Annotated in this window: 17 protein-coding genes; 11 read left to right on the forward strand and 6 right to left on the reverse strand. The window is 74.3% G+C overall.

Annotation, left to right across the window (positions count from 1 at the left end):
- A complete protein-coding gene (locus tag BUE48_RS09930; RefSeq protein ID WP_012852357.1) occupies positions 1-561 on the forward strand; it encodes an NUDIX domain-containing protein in 561 nt (186 codons plus the stop codon).
- A gap of 18 nt (positions 562-579) precedes the next feature.
- Here the strand turns inward: BUE48_RS09930 and BUE48_RS09935 are convergent, their stop codons facing one another.
- Both BUE48_RS09935 and BUE48_RS09940 read right to left on the reverse strand, forming a co-directional pair.
- The gene (locus tag BUE48_RS09935) at positions 580-1,179 is read right to left on the reverse strand and encodes a histidine phosphatase family protein (RefSeq protein WP_012852358.1); all 600 of its coding nucleotides are present in this window, start codon (positions 1,177-1,179) and stop codon (positions 580-582) included.
- 222 nt (positions 1,180-1,401) lie between these two features.
- Entirely contained in the window at positions 1,402-2,070 is a 669-nt protein-coding gene (locus tag BUE48_RS09940) for a winged helix-turn-helix transcriptional regulator (RefSeq protein WP_012852359.1), read from the reverse strand.
- A 192-nt stretch (positions 2,071-2,262) separates the two neighbouring features.
- On the opposite strand from BUE48_RS09940, the gene BUE48_RS09945 reads away from it, so the two are divergent.
- The 5 genes from BUE48_RS09945 to BUE48_RS09965 all read left to right on the forward strand — a co-directional run bounded on the left by BUE48_RS09945 (position 2,263) and on the right by BUE48_RS09965 (position 8,894).
- The gene (locus BUE48_RS09945) at positions 2,263-2,970 is read left to right on the forward strand and encodes an alpha/beta fold hydrolase (protein WP_012852360.1); all 708 of its coding nucleotides are present in this window, start codon (positions 2,263-2,265) and stop codon (positions 2,968-2,970) included.
- Between the two features lie 58 nt (positions 2,971-3,028).
- On the forward strand, positions 3,029-4,606 hold the full coding sequence (locus BUE48_RS09950; RefSeq protein ID WP_148232980.1) for an MFS transporter: 1,578 nt from the start codon (positions 3,029-3,031) through the stop codon (positions 4,604-4,606).
- Between the two features lie 267 nt (positions 4,607-4,873).
- Complete coding sequence (locus BUE48_RS09955; protein ID WP_012852362.1) at positions 4,874-5,641, forward strand: SDR family oxidoreductase; 768 nt, start codon at positions 4,874-4,876, stop codon at positions 5,639-5,641.
- Between the two features lie 105 nt (positions 5,642-5,746).
- On the forward strand, positions 5,747-6,682 hold the full coding sequence (locus BUE48_RS09960; protein ID WP_012852363.1) for a Ppx/GppA family phosphatase: 936 nt from the start codon (positions 5,747-5,749) through the stop codon (positions 6,680-6,682).
- Positions 6,683-6,818: 136 nt separating this feature from the next.
- Complete coding sequence (locus BUE48_RS09965) at positions 6,819-8,894, forward strand: protein kinase domain-containing protein (RefSeq protein ID WP_502694602.1); 2,076 nt, start codon at positions 6,819-6,821, stop codon at positions 8,892-8,894.
- Positions 8,895-8,904: 10 nt separating this feature from the next.
- Here the strand turns inward: BUE48_RS09965 and BUE48_RS09970 are convergent, their stop codons facing one another.
- Together BUE48_RS09970 and BUE48_RS09975 are read right to left on the reverse strand one after the other, a co-directional pair.
- Positions 8,905-9,597: a hypothetical protein gene (locus BUE48_RS09970; protein ID WP_286989695.1), complete on the reverse strand. Its 693-nt coding sequence runs from the start codon at positions 9,595-9,597 to the stop codon at positions 8,905-8,907.
- Positions 9,598-9,659: 62 nt separating this feature from the next.
- The gene (locus tag BUE48_RS09975) at positions 9,660-10,463 is read right to left on the reverse strand and encodes a universal stress protein (RefSeq protein ID WP_286989696.1); all 804 of its coding nucleotides are present in this window, start codon (positions 10,461-10,463) and stop codon (positions 9,660-9,662) included.
- Positions 10,464-10,886: 423 nt separating this feature from the next.
- Here BUE48_RS09975 and BUE48_RS09980 point away from each other — a divergent pair, with 423 nt between their 5' ends.
- The 4 genes from BUE48_RS09980 to BUE48_RS09995 all read left to right on the forward strand — a co-directional run bounded on the left by BUE48_RS09980 (position 10,887) and on the right by BUE48_RS09995 (position 14,981).
- Positions 10,887-11,834 (forward strand): viperin family antiviral radical SAM protein, encoded by a 948-nt coding sequence (locus tag BUE48_RS09980; RefSeq protein ID WP_012852367.1) that lies wholly within the window; start codon positions 10,887-10,889, stop codon positions 11,832-11,834.
- A complete protein-coding gene (locus tag BUE48_RS09985) occupies positions 11,831-13,612 on the forward strand; it encodes a prenyltransferase/squalene oxidase repeat-containing protein (protein ID WP_286989697.1) in 1,782 nt (593 codons plus the stop codon). Before BUE48_RS09980 ends, BUE48_RS09985 begins: the two co-directional genes overlap by 4 nt.
- Positions 13,609-14,436 (forward strand): inositol monophosphatase family protein, encoded by an 828-nt coding sequence (locus tag BUE48_RS09990; RefSeq protein WP_012852369.1) that lies wholly within the window; start codon positions 13,609-13,611, stop codon positions 14,434-14,436. The genes BUE48_RS09985 and BUE48_RS09990 overlap by 4 nt, the downstream gene beginning before the upstream one ends.
- 116 nt (positions 14,437-14,552) lie before the next feature.
- Entirely contained in the window at positions 14,553-14,981 is a 429-nt protein-coding gene (locus BUE48_RS09995) for a ChaB family protein (protein WP_012852370.1), read from the forward strand.
- Positions 14,982-15,127: 146 nt separating this feature from the next.
- Here BUE48_RS09995 and BUE48_RS10000 read toward each other — a convergent pair whose 3' ends face one another.
- A complete protein-coding gene (locus BUE48_RS10000) occupies positions 15,128-15,697 on the reverse strand; it encodes a GNAT family N-acetyltransferase (protein ID WP_012852371.1) in 570 nt (189 codons plus the stop codon).
- A gap of 112 nt (positions 15,698-15,809) precedes the next feature.
- On the opposite strand from BUE48_RS10000, the gene BUE48_RS10005 reads away from it, so the two are divergent.
- On the forward strand, positions 15,810-16,775 hold the full coding sequence (locus tag BUE48_RS10005) for a zinc-binding dehydrogenase (protein WP_286989698.1): 966 nt from the start codon (positions 15,810-15,812) through the stop codon (positions 16,773-16,775).
- 169 nt (positions 16,776-16,944) lie between these two features.
- Here the strand turns inward: BUE48_RS10005 and BUE48_RS10010 are convergent, their stop codons facing one another.
- Positions 16,945-17,943: a zinc-dependent alcohol dehydrogenase family protein gene (locus tag BUE48_RS10010; RefSeq protein ID WP_012852373.1), complete on the reverse strand. Its 999-nt coding sequence runs from the start codon at positions 17,941-17,943 to the stop codon at positions 16,945-16,947.
- Between the last annotated feature and the right edge of the window lie 72 nt (positions 17,944-18,015).

The following is an 18,015-nucleotide window of genomic DNA, read 5'->3' on the forward strand; positions in this document are numbered from 1 at the left end:
ATGGCTCGGGACGGCGGGCAGGTCATCAGGCGGCTGGATTCCCGGGTCGTGTACCGAAATCCGTGGATGACGGTGCGCGAGGACCGTATCGAACGCCCCGACGGTTCGTCCGGAATATACGGTGTAGTAGAAAAGCCCGATTTCGCGCTGGTGATCCCGGCGGAAAAGGGCGGATTCCACATGGTGGAGGAATACCGTTACCCGATCGGGCGGCGCACCTGGAACTTCCCCCAGGGCAGCCTTCCCGGCGGCGTGGACTGCGACCCGGAGCTGCTGGCCCGCACCGAGCTGGCCGAGGAGACCGGGCTGCGCGCCGGGCGGCTGGAACACCTGGGCTTTTTGCACTGCTCGCACGGCACCAGCGGCCAGGGCTTCAACGTCTTCTTGGCCACCGACCTGGTGCCCGGCCCGCACGCCCGCGAGCACGAGGAACAGGACATGCGGCAGCGGTGGTTCTCCCGCGAGGAGTTCTGGGAGCTGGTGGACGCCGGCCGCATCACCGACGACTCCACCGTCGCCGCCTACGCCCTGCTGCTCAGGCACGAGGGCGCGTTCGGCTAGCCCGCCCCCCGGCCCCGGTCAGGGCAGCGGAGTGTTCAGCGCCAGCAGCCCCGCCCCGGCCCCGCTCAGCACGATCTCCGTCGGCGCGCAGTTGCGCAGCTGGGGGAAGGCGGTGCGGTAGCGGGCCAGCGGGACGCCCAGCAGCGTGCACAGCACCAGCCGCAGCAGCGTGTTGTGCGCCACCACCAGCACCCGGCCGCCGGGATGGCGCTCGGCGATGCGGTGCAGCGCGGCCACGCCCCGCCGGGCGGCCCGCCGCGGGTCCTCCGCGCCCGGGAACGCCCCGGCCACCGGGTCGGCGCGGAAGGCGGCGACCTGCTCGGGCGGCAGCTCCGCCAGGGTGCGGCCCTCGGCGGCGCCGAAGCAGACCTCGCTGAGATCGGCCTCCACGCTGACCGGCAGGCCCAACGCCCGCGCGGCGGGCTCGGCGGTGGCCCGCGCCCGGCGCAGCGGCGAGGCCCACACCGCCTCCAGACCGGCCCCGCCCGCCCAGGCCGCCAGCCGCCGGGCCTGGTCGCGGCCCCGCTGGGTCAGCTCCACGTCGCTGGTCCCCGCATAGCGGTTCTCGGCGTGCCAGACCGTCTCACCGTGCCGGACCAGGAACAAGGTCGTGCTCACTGCTCGTCTTCCCCGTAGCCTTCCCCGTCGTGCCCCGCCCGTGGCTGCGCGCCGCCGTCCGGTCGCTCGTGCTCGCGGCGACCGGGGACCACCGGGCCGAGCGTGGGCGGGGAGCCTGCCGAGGCGGCGCGTGACCTGCACCAGTATGTGCCGTCGTCGAGCGTTGCGAGGGAAGATCGGCGGATCTGCGGCCGGTGCCCGGCGTGCGCGCGGCACCGGGCCTCACGCCGGCCGGCCGGGGGCGGGGGAGGGACGCGGGAACAGCGTCAGGAAGCGTTCGACCAGTCCGCGGTCCCCGGCGAGCCGCACCCGGCCCGCCGTGAGCGCGGCGCCGAGCGGGCGGCCCAGGAACGTCAGGGACCTGAGGGTGGCCGCATCGGTCTCCAGGACGGCGGCGGGGGCGGCGGGGGCGCCGCGGCTGATGGCGATGCGCCCTTGGCCGATCTCGACCCCGAACTCCTCCCCGCCCAGCCGCAGGGCGAGCACGGCGTTCAGGTCGCCGGCGGCGCGGGCGTCGAACACCGTCCGCAGGGCGATGAGCAGCGCGTCGGTGCTCAGCTCGCCGTCGGTGGTCAGCGGGGCGCGGCCGCCCCAGCGGGCCAGGGCCAGCAGCACCGGCTCCAGGTCGCGGCCCCAGTCGGTCAGCTCATAGACCCAGGCGCCGGCGGGCGGGCCGAGCCGGCGCCGCCGCACCACGCCCTTGTCGGTCAGCTCGCGCAGCCGGTGCGACAAGACGTTCTGGCTGGCGCCGGGCAGCCCCCGGTGCAGGTCGGAAAAACGCTTGGGGCCCAGCAGCAGCTCGCGCACCACCAGCAGCGCCCAGCGTTCCCCGACCACATCGAGGGCGCGGGCGATCCCGCACGGGTCGCCGTAGCTGCGGTTCACCGGCATGCCGCCTCACTTTGCTTGTTTTTCAGGAGTAGTCACTCCTAGTTTAGGAGTATGACTGTGAAGGCGATGCCGCCGCAGGGCAAGGCGCGGCCGCCGGAGACGGCGCGGATCACGGTCCGTCCCTCCGGGGCGGGAATCCGGGCCTCCAGGACTGCCCGCCGGAGGCGGCCGGCCGGGCGGGAGGGCTGATCCGTGGCCTGCTACGTGCTGATCCCCGGTGCGGGGGGCCGATCCTGGTACTGGCACCGCGTCGTTCCCATGCTGCGGGCGCTGGGGCATGACGTGGTCGCCCCCGACCTGCCCGCCCGGGACGACTCCGCCGGGCTCGCCGAGTACACCGACGTCGTGGTGGAGGCCGTCGGCGACCGGCGGGACCTGATCGTGGTGGCCCACTCGATGGGCGGGTTCATCGCCCCCCTGGTCTGCACGCGGGTGCCCGTCGAGCTGATGGTGCTGGTGGCCGCCATGGTCCCCAGGGCGGGGGAGTCCGGCGGCCAGTGGTGGGCCCGCACCGGGCAGGAGCGCGCCATGCGGGAACTGGCCGAACGCCAAGGCCGCGTCCTCGGTGAGGAACTCGATCCGATGGATGTGTTCTTCCACGACGTGCCGCCGCAGGTGGCGGCCGAGGCGATGAAGGACGGTCTTGAGCAGTCCGCGACGCCGTTCCGGGAGCCCTGGCCCCTGGCGGCCTGGCCCCAGGTGCCCACCCGGTTCCTGCTGTGCCGCGACGACCGGCTTTTCCCGGCCGGCTTCCAGCGCAGGGTCGTCCGGGAGCGGCTGGGGATCGTCCCCGATGAGATGCCCGGCGGGCACATGCCCGCGCTGGCCCGTCCCGAGGAACTGGTGCGGCGGCTGGAGGCCTACCGCGCCGCATTGCCCGCCCGGCCCGGGCCCGCCTGACGGCCCGGGCGGAAAAACAGTTGCCCTCAACTTTGGTTGAGGTTTTACCGTCCAGGGCATGAGCGACGACATGCCCTCCCGGGCGGGGCGGCGGGAGTGGGCCGGTCTGGCCGTGCTGGTCCTGCCCACCCTGCTGATCAGCATCGACGTCAGCGTGCTGCATCTGGCCCAACCCGGGCTCAGCGCCGACCTGCGCCCCAGCAGTACGCAACTGCTGTGGATCAACGACGTCTACGGCTTCCTGATCGCCGGCTTCCTGATCACCATGGGGGCGCTGGGCGACCGGATCGGCCGCCGCCGGCTGCTGCTGATCGGCGGTGCCGCCTTCGGGCCGGCCTCGGCGCTGGCCGCCTACGCCCCCAACGCCGAACTGCTGATCGTGGCCCGGGCGGCGCTGGGCGTGGCCGGCGCCACGCTGATGCCCTCCACGCTGTCGCTGATCCGCAACATGTTCCGCGACCCGGCCCAGCGCACCCGCGCCATCAGCCTGTGGATGACGGGCTTCAGCGGCGGCATGGTGATCGGCCCGGTGGTCGGCGGGGTGCTGCTGGAGTACTTCTGGTGGGGCTCGGTCTTCCTGCTCGGCGTGCCGGTGATGGCGCTGCTGACACTGCTGGGGCCGCTGCTGCTGCCGGAGTCGCGCGACCCCGCCCCCGGACGCGTCGACCCGCCCAGCGTGCTGCTGTCGCTGACCGGAGTCATCGCGCTGGTCTACGGGCTCAAGGAGATCGCGGCCTACGGCCTCAGCCCGGCGCCGGCGGCGATCATGGCGGTGGGAGCGGTGCTGACGTGGGCGTTCGTGCGCCGGCAGCGCCGCCTCGAGGACCCGATGCTGGACCTTGGGCTGCTGGGCCGGCGCCGCTTCGGCGGCTCGCTGGGCCTGCTGACGCTGGTCATGCTGATCGGGCCCGGCCTTTCCCTGCTGACCGCCCAGTACCTGCAGCTGGTGCTGGGACTGAGCCCGCTGCAGGCGGGGCTGTGGACGCTGCCGCCGTCGATCGCGGTCATCGCCGGCTTCATGGCGGCGCCCCTGCTGGCCCGCCGCATCCGCCCCGGCCTGCTGATCGCGGCCGGGCTGGCGGTGAGCGCGCTGGGGCTGGCCCTGCTGACCGGCACCGGCACCCAGCGCGGCCTGATGCTGCTGGTGACCGGGATGACCCTGTTCGACCTGGGCTTTTCCCCGCTGGCGGTGCTGGGCACCGACATGATCGTCACCGCGGCGCCGCCGGAGCGGGCGGGCGCGGCCTCGGCGCTGTCGGAGACCTCCCAGGAATTCGGCGGCGCGCTCGGGCTGGCGGTCTTCGGCGGCATCGCCACCGTCGTCTACCGGCTGCGCATCGACCCGCCCGGCGGCGTCCCCGATCAGGCCGCCGACCAGGCCGCCGAGACACTGGGCGGCGCCACCGCGGTCGCCGGCGGCCTGGACGGCGATCTGGCGGCGGCCCTGCTGGAGGGCGCCCGCGCCGCCTTCACCGACGGCCTGCACGCCGCCGCCGCGGCGGCCGCGGTGCTGACCGCCGGCGCCGCCGCGCTGGCCGTGATCCTGCTGCGCCACGTGCCCCCGACCTCCGCTGTGCCGTCCCCGGACGAACCCGCGCAGGAGGCGCCGGCTCCCACGGCCGGGCTCACCGGCTAGAGCACGCGACGCGACCCATGGCCGGGAGCGGGGGCGCCGTCCCCGCTCCCGGCCATGGGACGTCCCGGCTCGAAAGCCACCGGGTCCTCCCCATGCACCCTCTCTGCTGCCGTTCGGGCAGAATGCCGGGCGGTGAACCTTTCCGTCACGCCGTCTTCGCAGTTCACAGGCGGACGTCACGGCGCCGGGGCGCCGCTGCGGCTCCCGTCCCCCCAGGCGCAGGGCCGCGGGCGGAAAGGCTCGGACGCAACGAGTCGGGAGGAAACCGTGGAGCTGTTCGACCTGTCCGGCAAGGTCGCCGTCGTCACCGGCGGGACCCGGGGCATCGGGCTGATGATGGCGCGCGGCCTGCTGCAGGCCGGGGCGCGCGTGCACATCAGCTCCCGCAAAGCCGACGCCTGCGCCCGGGCCGCTGAGGAGCTGTCGCAATACGGCCAGGTCAACGCCATCCCCGCCGACCTGTCCACCGAAGAGGAGTGCCTGCGGCTGGCCCGGGAGGTCGGCGAGGCCGAGCAGGCCGTGCACATCCTGATCAACAACGCCGGCGCCACCTGGGGCGCGCCGCTGGAGGAGTTCCCGGCCTTCGCCTGGGACAAGGTGCTCAACCTCAACCTCAAGGCGCCGTTCTTCCTCACCCGCGCCTTCCTGCCCATGCTGGAGGCCGCCGCCACCGCCGACGACCCGGCCCGCGTCATCAACGTCGGCAGCATCGACGGGCTGCACGTCCCCCTGCTGCCCACCTACTCCTACTCGGCCAGCAAGGCCGGGCTGCACCACATGACCCGGGTGCTGGCCCGCGAACTGGGGCCCCGCGGCATCACCGTCAACGCCGTGGCGCCCGGCCCGTTCGAGTCCAAGATGATGGCCGCCACGCTGGAGGCCTTCGGCAAGGAGATCGCCGCGGCGGCCCCGCTGCGGCGCATCGGGCGCCCCGACGACATGGCCGGGGTGGCGATCTACCTGTCCAGCCGGGCCGGCGCCTACGTCACCGGCGCGGTCATCCCCGTGGACGGCGGGCTCGGCACCACGGTCTGACCCGCCCGTTGATCGCCGAGGAGCGATCGAAATGTCGCTCGGGTGCGTTGATTGAGACCGGCGGGCGAAACTTCCCACCCGCGATCGTCCGATAGCGTCGACGATATGCGACTCGGCGTATTGGACGTGGGCTCGAACACGGTGCATCTGCTCGTGGTGGACGCGCACCGGGGCGCCCGGCCGTTGCCGGCCTACTCCCACAAGGAGGAGATGCAGCTGGCCGCCTACATCAGCGGCGGCCGGGTCACCGAGGAGGGCGAGCGGCGGCTGCTGGCCTTCGTCCGGGACGCCCTGCGGATCGCCGAGGACAAGGGCGTGCAGGAGCTGCTGGCCTTCGCCACCTCCGCGGTGCGCGAGGCCGACAACGGCGAAGAGGTGCTGGCCCGCATCAACGCCGAGACCGGCGTGGGAGTGCGGGTGCTGTCCGGCGAGGAGGAGGCCCGCCTGACCTTCCTGGCGGTCCGCCGCTGGTACGGCTGGTCGTCGGGGCGGCTGCTGGTGGTCGACATCGGCGGCGGCTCGCTGGAGATCGCCTCCGGCATCGACGAGGCCCCCGACGTGGCGATCTCGCTGCCGCTGGGGGCCGGCCGGCTGACCCGCGACATGCTCGGCGGCGACCCGCCGCGCCCGGGCCGGCTGCGCGAGCTGCGCCGCTACGTACGGGCCGAGATCGCCAGCCGGGTCGGCGAGGTGGCCCGCTATGGGCCGCCCGACCACGCGGTGGCCACCTCCAAGACCTTCCGGCAGCTGGCCCGCATCGCCGGGGCCGCCCCCTCGGCCGAAGGCCCCCTGGTCAAGCGGGTGCTGCGGCATGAGGACCTGATCCAGTGGAGCGAGAAGCTGGCGCGGATGACCTCCCGGGAACGCGCCGCGCTGCCCGGCGTCTCCGCGAACCGCGCCCCGCAGCTGCCCGCCGGGGCGGTGGTGGCGGACGCGGCCATGGACCTGTTCGGGCTGCCCGAACTGGAGATCTGCCCGTGGGCGCTGCGGGAGGGCGTGATCTTGCGCCGTCTGGACGCCATCACCGGCGACTCCGCTTGAAGATCCCGGCGAACCAAGGACGCGGCGGGCACATCTACCGATCAGACGACATTTCCGCTGTCATGTCAGATGAGGCTTGAAGCGATCTGAGCAGACGGCCGCGGCCGCCGGGCCCGCCCGTGCCGCGGGCCGGGTGATGGACGCGCGGGCTCTTGCGGGCCCGCAAGAGAGTGGAGCGACCTTGGACAGCCGGCACGGCAGAGCACGGGCGGCGGGTTCTCTGGGCCCCGGCGATCCGCGGCGGATCGGGGAGTACCCGCTGGAGGCCAAGCTCGGCGAGGGCGGCATGGGCGCGGTCTACCTGGGCCGCGGCCGGGACGGGCGGCCGGTGGCGGTGAAGGTGGTGCGTGCCGAGCTGGCCGGCGACCCGGCGTTCGCGGCCCGCTTCCGCGACGAGGTGGCCAACGCGCAGAAGGTGGCCTCCTTCTGCACCGCCCAGGTGCTCGGCCACGGCGCGGAGGGCGGGCGTCCCTACCTGGTCACCGAGTACATCGAAGGCCCCTCCCTGCAGGAGCACGTGGCCGAGCACGGCGCGCTGTCGCCCGGCCTGCTCAACGGCGTCGCGGTGGGCGTGGCCGCCGCGCTGGTGGCCATCCACTCCGCCGGGCTGGTGCACCGCGACCTCAAGCCCGGCAACGTGCTGCTGTCCATCTCCGGCCCCCGGGTGATCGACTTCGGCATCGCCCGGGCGCTGGATGCGGCCACCGGCCACACCCGGACCGGGCAGGTGGTCGGCAGCCCCGGCTGGATCGCCCCCGAGCAGATCCTCAACAAGCCCGTCACGGCGGCGGCCGACGTGTTCGCCTGGGGCTGCCTGGTGGCCTTCGCCGGCAGCGCCTATCACCCGTTCGGGGTGGGCGACTTCCAGCTCATGGCGGCCCGGGTGGTGCACGCCGAACCCGAGATCGGCCCGCTGCCCGAGCCGCTGGCGACCCTGGTGCGCCGGGCGCTGCAGAAAGACCCCGCGCTGCGCCCCACCGCGCGGGAGCTGCTGCTGTCCCTGACCGGAGGCGGCGGCGAGGCCGCCGCGACCACCGCGCTGAACCGGACGTGGACCGGGGGCCTGGCCGCGCCGGACGCACCCGCCGCGACCGTGGGCCCGCCGGCTCCTGGAAGCGGCCCCGCCCGTCCTGCCGAGCCGCCCGCACCGGTGGGCGCCCTCGCGCCCGCTGCGGGAACACAGCCGGCCCCTTCCGCCCCGGGGGAGCCGACGGCGGCCGTCCCCGAACCGCCGGCCGGGCCCGGCGGGAAGGGACGGCGCCGGCTGCGCAAGGGACTGCTGGCGGCCGTCGCCGGTGTCGTGGCCGTCGCCGCGGGCGCGGCCGTCGCGCTGCAGTCCTTGGGCGATGACCGGGGCCGGGGTGCCGCCGCCTCCGGCCCGCCGGCGGATGTGATGCTGGTCCGCATCGACCGGGCGGGCGGCTGGCCCCGGGAGTGCCACGCCGCCGTGGGGCTGCTGACCCCCGGCGCGCGGGCCGCCCGGCCGCTGCTGGAGGGAGAGGGCTGTGACGTCCTGCCGCAGTGGTCGCCGCGGCGGGACCGGATCGCCTTCACCCGCTGGAGCGGCGGCGCGACCTCGGAGGTGTGGGTGGTGAACCCCGACGGCGGCGGGGCCGAACGCAAAGCGGACGGCATCAACGGCCGCAGCCGGGTCGCCTGGTCGCCCGACGGCGCCTCCCTGGCGGCCATGACCAGGACCGGCGGGCGGGCGCAGCTGAGCGTGATCGACTTGAGCGACGGGAGCGTCGAGCAGCTCACCGACGACCGCAGCGTCAAAGACGACCCCACCTGGTCCCGGGACGGCAAGCTCGCCTTCTGGAGCAGACGGGACGGCTCCCAGCAGCTGTACTGGCTGGATCCGGCCGACCCGCAGCGCCGCTGGCGGCAGGTCACCACCCGCCGGGTCGCCCCCCACGGCGCCAACGACCCCATCTGGTCCCCCGACGGCCGGTGGCTGGCCTTCACCGTGATGAACGAAGCGGGCCACGGCCACGACATCGCGGTGATCCGCGCCGACGGCACCGGTTACCGCAGGCTCACCACCGGCCCCGCCCACGACATGGACCCCAGCTGGTCACCGGACGGCAAATGGCTGGCCTTCGTGCGCGGCCCGGTGGCCACCCCCCAGATCTGGGCCATGCCCGTGGACGCCGGCCAGGCACGGGCCCGTCCGGTCGGCCCGCCCGCCGTCGGCCACCCGGACTGGTCGTGACCTTGCGGGCTCAGCGCGGGGTGAGCTCCACCCAGATCTGGTCGGCCTGGCCGAGCAGGCGGCCGTCTTCGCCGTACAGCGCGGTGGCGGTGAAGAACTTGCGGCCCTCGCGGCGCAGCAGACGGCCCATGGCCACGCAGCGTTCACCGGCGGCGGGCAGGCCGGTGACCCGGGCGGTCATCGTGCCCAGCAGGGCGGGCCGCGCCATCAGGTCGGTGGTCCAGCCGCCGGGGCAGTCCAGCGCCGCCCACACCAGTTCGGGGCCGAAGGGCAGCGACTCGTCGGGGATCCATGCCGCGGCCACCGTGTCCTCGGCGACCGGCCCGGGGGCCAGGCGCAGCCCGTCCGGCCTGCGGGGGCCGCAGGCGAAGCACATCCCGTAGGGGGTGTCGTTGCCCGCCCCGCGGTATCCGTCCGCGGCCGCCAGCGCTTTTTCATACGGCACCGCCGGGATCGGCGGGGTCTCGATGCGGCCGGGCCGCGCCTCGGCCACCGGCTGCTCGCCGTGATACAGCCGCAGCCATTCGCCGTCGCCGCGGACGCGCAGCGGCGTCTCCAGCGGCGGAGGGCTGCGCAGGATCACCGTGACGCCCTCGCCCACCGCCTGCGGTCCCCATCCGGCGGCCAGCCGGCCCGCCACATAACCGCCGTGGCCGGAGTCCGGCGGCCCGTTGAACCGGCACGGGATGATCAGCTCCTCCATCGCCCTCAGCCTAGCCGCCCCATTTACCCAGGCAGGAAGCGGGGATGGCGGTGGAAGGCGGATCAGTCGCGTCCGCGGGGAAGCACGGCGACCGGGCAGGGGGAGGCGCGCAGCACCTTCAGGGCCATCTCGCCCAGGAAGACGCGGTGCACCGCGGAGTCCTCGCTGCTCGCGCAGATCAGCAGCTCGCCCTCCGCCCAGTCGGTGCGGGCCATCGCAGCGGCCACATCGTCGGCCTCGGCCAGCTCGGTCTGCACCGCGGCCGGCTCCAGGCCCCCCGCCTCGGCCGCCAGCGGGACGGCCAGGGCCAGGTCGTCGCGCAGCTGCCCGGGGTCGGCATCCCCCAGCGACAAGGTGAGCAGCCGCAGCGGGATCTGCAGCCGTGCGGCGGCCACGGCGGCCCGCTGGACCGCCTCATCGCACTGCGGGCGGCGCACGTAGGCGACGGTGAGCCGCTGCGGGCGCTCGGCCGGGGAGTAGCCGGCCGGGACGAGCAGCACCGCCTCGGAGGATGCGTGCAGCAGATGGTCGGCGGCGCTGCCGATGCCGATGTGACCGTGGGCGCCGCCGGCGGCCGAGCCGATGACGATCAGGTCGGCGCCGGCCTTGCCGGCCAGCACCGACAGGCCGCGTCCCACGCCCCGGCTCTCCTGCACCGCATAGTCGGCCGGTTCCTCTCCCAGCAGGGCGGCGGCCTGTTCCAGCGTCGCGCCGGCCTCGGCGGCCGCCCCCGCCCGGCCGGGCGGGTACACCACGGCGACGGTCAGCCGCCCGCCGGTCAGCGCCGCGATGGCCCGGGCGTACTCCAGCGCCTCGCGTCCCCCGGGGTCGGGGGAGTAGCCGACTAGGACATGCGCTCCGATCACGCAGGGAGCATGCCCGGACTGGACGCGCTCACGCACCCGTCCCCGCGAGCGGCCCGTCCCGCCCGGCGGCCGGCGGACCCCGGATGTCCGGTGAACCTTTGCAACACGCCCTTTTCGCGGCTCGGGACGGGGCGTCGCCGCCGGGGAGGAGGCCGTGACCTGCGGTGGCACGGCACCGTGCGCCATCGGGGCTCCCGTCTCAGCCGCCGGAGAGCACGTGTTGAAAAAAGTTCAGCGGCATACGGCGCTTTTTCAGAGCCGTGACGTACCGGTCAAGACGTAATGCCAGAGGAGTGAAGCGGTAATATTACTCAGATGAGCATAAATGGCTGAACTTGCTCGCTTGTGCGTGGCCGGCTGTTTACCATGTGCTGCAGGCGTGGTCGCCCTCCGCCGCACCGCCGTCAGCCGAAGGGCTCATCGATGGTCATGGCCAACTCCCCGCAGGTACCGGTCGAGACCGTCAACTTCCACCTCTGGCAGCCGTGCAACATGAGCTGCCTGTTTTGTTTCGCGACCTTCCGCGATGTGCGGCGGACGGTGCTGCCGCAGGGGCACCTGGACCGCCGGGACGCCGAGCGGGTGGTGCGGCTGCTGGCCGAGGCGGGATTTTCGAAGATCACCTTCGCCGGGGGAGAGCCGCTGCTGTGCCCCTGGCTGCCCGACCTGGTCGAGCTGGCCTGCGATCTGGGGGTGACCACGGCGCTGGTCACCAACGGCAGCCTGCTGGATGAGGCGATGCTGGACCGGCTGGCCGGGACGCTGGAGTGGATCACCGTCAGCATCGACAGCCTGCGCCCCCGGACACTGCGGTCGCTGGGGCGCGCCACGGCGGGCCGGGTGATGGACGAGGCCGGCTATCTGGCGCTGTGCCGCCGGATCCGGCAGCGGGGATTCCGGCTGAAGGTGAACACGGTGGTGACCTCCCGCAATTGGCGGGAGGATCTGAGCGGCTTCATCGTCGCCGCGGGCCCGGAACGCTGGAAGGTCTTCCAAGTGCTTCCGGTGGAGGGCCAGAACTCGCGTAAGGTGGACCCGCTGCTGATAACCCCCGAACAGTTCGAATCCTTCATTTCCCGCCATCTCCATGTGGAGCTGGCGGGAATTGCGCTGATCCCCGAGGACAACGACGCCATGACCGGCAGTTACGCGATGGTCGACCCGGCCGGGCGGTTCTTTGACGCGGTGGAGCCGGGCGGGTACCGCTACAGCGAGCCGATCCTGCGGGTCGGCGTGCACCGCGCCCTCTCCCAGGTCACCGTGAGCCGGGCCAAGTTCCTGGCCCGCGGCGGCCTGTACGAGGCGAACCTCCGCCGGCGGCCCTCACCGGGGCGGCGGTACGCGGCGGCCGCCTCCCGGGCGGTGCGATGATCGACCTTCGCAAGCCCCAGGGGCGCCCGCAGCAGCGTCCGGACGTCGATACGGCCCGCGTCGACCTGCTGCTGCTGGACGCCTCCGGGGAGCACCTGGCGGTCCACGACGAGCAGGGCCGGCTGACCTGCCCGAGCCTGATCCTCGACCGGCCGGGCGGCCCCCACCACCGCGGCGAACTCGGCGCGCTGGTCCGTGAGCTGGCCCGGCGGCAGCTGGACCTGGACATCACCTACATCGGGCTGCTGGCCGCCGACGAGAGCGGCACCGCGGTGCGCCTGGTCGTCACCGCCGTGCTGCGGACGGTGCCGGACGGCTCCCGCCTGCGCCTGCTGCCGGTCGGTGAGGCCCGCGCCCGCCGCCGCGACCTGCAGCACGGCGAGCACCTGGAGACCGCCCGGCACTGGCATGAGGCCGTCCGCTGCGCCCCCGACCTGGGCCGCCGGATCGAGCGCTCGATGCGCACCGCGGTGGCCTTCCTGGCCCGGCACCGCGCCGAGGAGGCCGGCCACTGGGGCTGGGAGCAGTATCTGGGCACCGACACCCTGGGCACCCTGTCCACCGCCAACGGCATCCTGACCTGCCTGCACGCCCGCGCCGGCGGCGAACTGGCGGAACGGGCGCTGCAGACCCTGCGCGCCCTGCAGAACGACGACGGCGGCTGGCAGATCCGGCGGGCGCTGATCGGCTCCGACAGCGACACCTCCATCACCGAGAGCACCTGCGCCTGCCTGTGGGCCTTCCACGAGGCCGGCCACCGGCCGGAAAGCGAGGAGGCGGTCCGGCGCGGGCTGGCCTGGCTGCGGGAGCGGCAGCGCCCCGACGGCGGCTGGGCCTCGGCCGACGTGCCCGGCCAGCAGTCGCTGGTCTTCGCCACCGCCTCGGCGGTGCGCATCCTCGCCCTGTACGGGGAGCGGGACGCCGTCGCCCGCGGCGTGCAGTGGCTGCGCGACGCCCAGTGCCCGGACGGCGGCTGGGGCGCCACCGCGCCCGCCGCCGATGAGACCGTCTCCTCCTCGCCCGCCTATGCCGCCGCCGCGCTGCTGGCGCTGCGCCAGGCGGGCGTGCCGGTCACCGACCATGTGATCACCACCGGCTGTGAGTACCTGCTGGGCGCCTTCAGCCCCGACCGGCCCGAACCGTGGGAGTCCACCTCCTTCACCTCGCTGGTGGACTCCCGGCGCTTCGCCCGCATGGACTTCCGGCATTTCGCCACCCCCTGGGTGCTGGCCGCCCTCTGCGAGTGCGGCTATGACCTCAGCCACCCGGTGGTGCTGACCGGCACGCTGCAGCTGCTGCGGCTGGAACGGCCCGGCGGCGGCTGGCGCTCCACGCTGACCGCCCCCGACATCACCCCCATCTGGGCGGTGCACGGCGCGGTCTACGCGCTGCGGACCGTCCTGGACTCCGGCGCCCGGAACCTGGCCCCCCTGGTCCTGTCCGCCCACCGCGACGCCGAGCTGCGCACGCTGTCCTGGCTGTCGGGCGGGATGATCGGCCGCCGCGCGGCGGCCGAACGCCCCGGGCACGTGTGGCGCCGCAGGCTGACGACGGTGTGGCTGGCGCTGCTGACCGTCACCGTGGCGCTGCTGGTGCTGGGCCAGCTGGGGGTGCTGCGGGGTCTGCAGTCCGAATCCGGCCGTGACAAGGTGCTGGCCGGGGCGACCACACTTGTGGTCACAGTGGTGGGAGCACTGGCGCCGAGCATCATCGCCGAGGAATATCGAATAAGGCGGAGCCGGGCGCGGGCCGGCCGGGACAGGGAGGGCCTGGAATGAATCTGACCAAGGAGTTCCTCACCACCTGGACTGCCCAGCTCGCGGCGGCCGAGGAGGCCGCGCGGGCGGCGGGCGAGGCGATCCGCGGCCAGTTCGGGCAGCGCCTCATCAACGAGTACAAAGGCCCTCACGACGTCCAGCTGACCGCCGACGTCATCGCCCAGAAGGTGATCGTGGAGTCGCTGCGGGAGGCCTTCCCCCACTATGGGATCGTCGCCGAGGAGGGCGGGCACGGCACCTGGGAGGCCGAGGAGTTCCTGTGGGCGGTCGACCCGCTGGACGGCACCAACAACTTCGGCTACGGCATCGCCCACTGCGCGGTGGCCATCACCCTCTTCCACGGCGACGTCCCGGTGCTGGCCGTGATCGCCGACCCGGTCACCGACCGGTTCTTTTCCGCCACCGGCGACGGCCGCACCAGCCCGCCGGCGTCCCCCTGCTATGAGGTGCCGCTGCGCCGCGCGACGGTGTCCCTGGTCACCGGGTACGCCGAAGAAGGGCGCCGCTGGGGCCAGGGCTTCACCGGCTGGATGAGCCCGCGTTGCAAACGGCTGGTGAACCTGTGGGCGCCGGCGATGGACCTGGCCCTGGTCGCCTCCGGGGCGCTGGATGCGATGGTCTGCCGGGACGCCGCCCTGCTGGATGTGTGCGGCGGCATGTTCCTGGTGGAGTCCTTCGGCGGCCATGTGGTGGACTTCGACGGTGAGCCGCTGGGCGTGCGGCGTTCCATGCACCGGCATCCGGTGTCCTTCATCGCCGCCCGCGACCCCCATCTGGCGGCGGACCTGGTCGCCGCCGTCCGCGCCTACGACGCCGCCTCCTGAAGCAGGGGCCTCGTCCCTTCCGCGTCCCTTCCGCGCATTTCGGTGGCCTGCGGCCGGTTGACCGCCTCCCGCCCGGGTAGGGAAGTGCCGCAGCGGAGCGAGGAAGGGAGAGGCAGATGCCCGGCCGTGAGGAACTTCCCGCGACGGTACGGCGCTCCCCGCAAAAGGCCCAGCGGACTTGGGTCAAGGCCCACGACGCGGCCGTCGAGGAGTACGGCGAGGGCAGACGCGCCCACCAGACGGCCTTCAGCGCCCTCAAACGCGCCTTCGAGAAAGTCGGCGACCGGTGGCTGCCCAAGGGCGGCAAGAAGGGCGCCGGCAAGGTCAAAGGCCCCTCCGATGAGCAGGCCGCCACTCCTCGTTCGCACCGGGCGCCCACCGCCGAGGGAGTGGACGCCAACGCCAGCAAACAGCACCTGTACGAGGTGGCCAAGAGCCTGGGCATCCACGGGCGTTCCAGGATGTCCAAGGACGAGCTCATCCAGGCGATCAAGAAGGAGAACCGGCGGCGCACCAGCCGGGCGCGCAAGACCTCCGACGCATAGGCCGCACGTCCCGCCCGCTCGGTGAGAGGCCGGCTCGCCGAGCCGTTTCGGCATGCGACCTCGGGCGCCGGTGACCGGGAGGACCTCGAGGGTTCCCGGCTCCGGCGCGCCCGTCGCAACCTGCGAAAACCGCGTGCCGAAAAGGCTCACCCCCGGCCGCTTGCCGCATCGGCCCGCGGGCAAGCGCGCCGGTGATCGTCCCTGCTGATGACGCAGATCCGCATCGGCCTTCCCTGCGGGTCGGTGCTCTCCCGGAACGGGGACATGCCGATCTTGGCGGTGACCCGGGCGGAGCCGAGATTGGCGGCCTGGTAGCGGGCCACCACGCTCTCGGCGCCGAGCCGGCAGAACGCCTCGCACAGCATCGCCGCGGCGGCCTCGGTGGCGATGCCCCGCCCCCAGACCCGCGGGTCCACCCACCAGCCGATCTCCAGCGCCGGCTCGGCGACCCCCTCCACCGGGGTGCCGAGCCGGATCAGCGACACCAGCCCCAGGAACGCCCGGTCCTGCCGGGACAGCACGGCCCGCCAGCCGAAGCCGTGCTCGGCCCAGTGCCGCAGCGCCCGCACATGCCGCCGCGCCGCGTACCCGGCCGTCCACACGCCGGTGCCGATATGGCGCATCACCCGTTCGTCGGCCGACAGCCGCACCAGTTCCGCGGCGTGGCGCTCGCGCCACGGCTCCAGAACCAGCCGGTCGGTGATCAGCTCCCGCACCCGGCCGAGGCTAGCGCCTGCGGGGACGTTCCGGCCGGAATCCGGGTTGACCTCAAGTGCGCTTGAGGTCGCACCCTGGTCGGGCGAGATCCGCTCACGGAAGGGACGGCCGATGCGTGCGGTGTGGCTGAAGGAGTTCGGCGGCCCCCAGGCGCTGGTCGCCGGGCAGGCGCCGGAACCGGTGCCCGGCCCCGGTCAGGCGCTGGTGGACGTGGCCTTCGCCGGCGTCACGTTCGTGGAGACGCAGATCCGGGCCGGCGCCGAGGGCCCGTTCCGCCTCGAACCGCCGGTGATCTTGGGCAACGGGGTGGGCGGTGTGATCACCGCCGTGGGGCCGGGCGCCGACCCCGCCCTGGTCGGCAGGAAGGTCGTCACCAGCACCGGAGGCTCGGGCGGCTACGCCGAGCGGGTCGCCGTGGACGCCGCCGGGGTCTTCCCGGTGCCGCCGGGACTGGAGCTGGACGCCGCCACGGCGCTGCTGGCCGACGGCCGCACCGCGGTCATGCTGATGCGGGCGGTCGCGCCGCGTCCCGGGGAGCGGGTGCTGGTGGAGGCCGCCGCCGGCGGGGTGGGCACGCTGCTGGTCCAGCTGGCGCGGGCCGCCGGCGCCCGCGTGGTGGCGGCGGCCGGCGGCGGGCGCAAAGGCGCGCTGGCCCGCGAGCTGGGCGCCGAGGTGGCGGTCGACTACCGCGACCCGTCCTGGACGCAGCAGGTCCGCGCCGCCGTCGGCGGGGTGGACGTGGTCTTCGACGGGGTCGGCGGCGCCGTCGGGCGGGCCGCCTTCGACCTGCTCGCCGCCACCGGCGGGCAGGGAGCCCGGATGCTCCGCTACGGGCGGGCCGGCGGCGAGTGGACCGCCGTCCCCGAGCAGACCGCCCGCGAACGCGGCATCGCCCTGCTGTCGCTGAACCCCACCCCCGAGGAGATACGCCTGTCCACCGAGCACGCCCTCGCCGAGGCCGCCGCCGGACGGCTGCGCCCGGTGATCGGCCAGCGCTTCCCGCTGGAGAGGGCGGCCGACGCCCACGCCGCCCTCGAGTCCCGCGCCACCGTCGGCAAAACCCTGCTGGAGATCTGAGCTCCCCCCGGGCCGGAGGGACGCGGCCGGCCTTCCCCGGCCGAGCGGGCCGCGCCACCGCACCTGCGGCCAGCGGGACACGCCGTGCGGCCTGCCGCCGGATGGACGGTCCTCGCCCGGCCGGGGCCTGCAGGCCGTCCACGCGGCGGGCGGGAGAGCCCCGGCGGGATCAGCCGGGCAGCAGCACCGCGGCCCCGTTGACCTTGTCGGCGGCCAGGTCGGCCAGCGCCCGGTCGGCGTCGGCCAGGTCATAGCCGACGGTGGCGACCCGGATCGGCAGCCGCCCGGCCAGGCGCAGGAACTCCTGGCCATCGGCCCGGGTGTTGGAGGTCACCGACCGCACCTGCCGCTCCTGGAACAAGTGCCGCTGGTAGTTCAGCGCCGGCACGTCCGTCAGATGGATCCCGGCGATGGCCAGCGTGCCGCCCCGGTCCAGCCGCTCCAGCGCGGCGGGCACCAGCTCCCCGGCCGGGGCGAACACGATGGCCGAATCCAGCGGCTCGGGAGAGGGATCGAAGGAGTCGCCCGCCCAGGCGGCGCCCAGCTCCAGCGCCAGCTTGCGGGCGGCCGGGGAACGGGTGAAGACGTAGACCTCGGCGCCCTGGGCCAGGGCGATCTGGGCGGTCAGGTGGGCCGACCCGCCGAACCCCCAGATCCCCAGCCGTCCGCCCGGCGGCAGCTCGGCCCGGCGCAGCGCCCGGTAGCCGATGATCCCGGCGCACAGCAGCGGCGCCACTTCCCGGTCGTCGCGCCCGGCGGGCAGGTCATAGACGTAGGCGTCGGGGGCGACGGCGTAGTCGGCGTACCCGCCGTGCGCATCCCAGCCGGTGTACCGCGAGTGCGGGCACAGGTTCTCCGCGCCGCGCCGGCAGTAGGCGCACCGGCCGCAGGTGTGCCGCAGCCAGGCCACGCCCACCCGGTCGCCGGGGGAGTGCAGGCAGCCCGGCCCGGCCGCCACCACCTCACCCACGATCTCGTGGCCGGGCGTGACGCCCGGCAGGCGGACCGGCAGATCTCCCTCGGCCACGTGCAGATCGGTGCGGCACACCCCGCAGGCCCGCACCCGCAGCAGCAGCTCGCCCGCTCCGGGCTCGGGCACGTCGGTCTCGATCAGACGCAGCGGCCCGGAGGCCATGGGGCCCGGAGCCGTCACACTCCACGCTCGCACGCCACCACCGTACGCCCGAACGCCGCCGAAAGCGCCCGGCGGTGGGCTCCTTCGGGGCCGGGATGGCCTTTC

The organism is Thermomonospora sp. CIF 1 (assembly GCF_001896795.1).
Taxonomy (GTDB): Bacteria; Actinomycetota; Actinomycetes; order Streptosporangiales; family Streptosporangiaceae; genus Thermomonospora; species Thermomonospora curvata.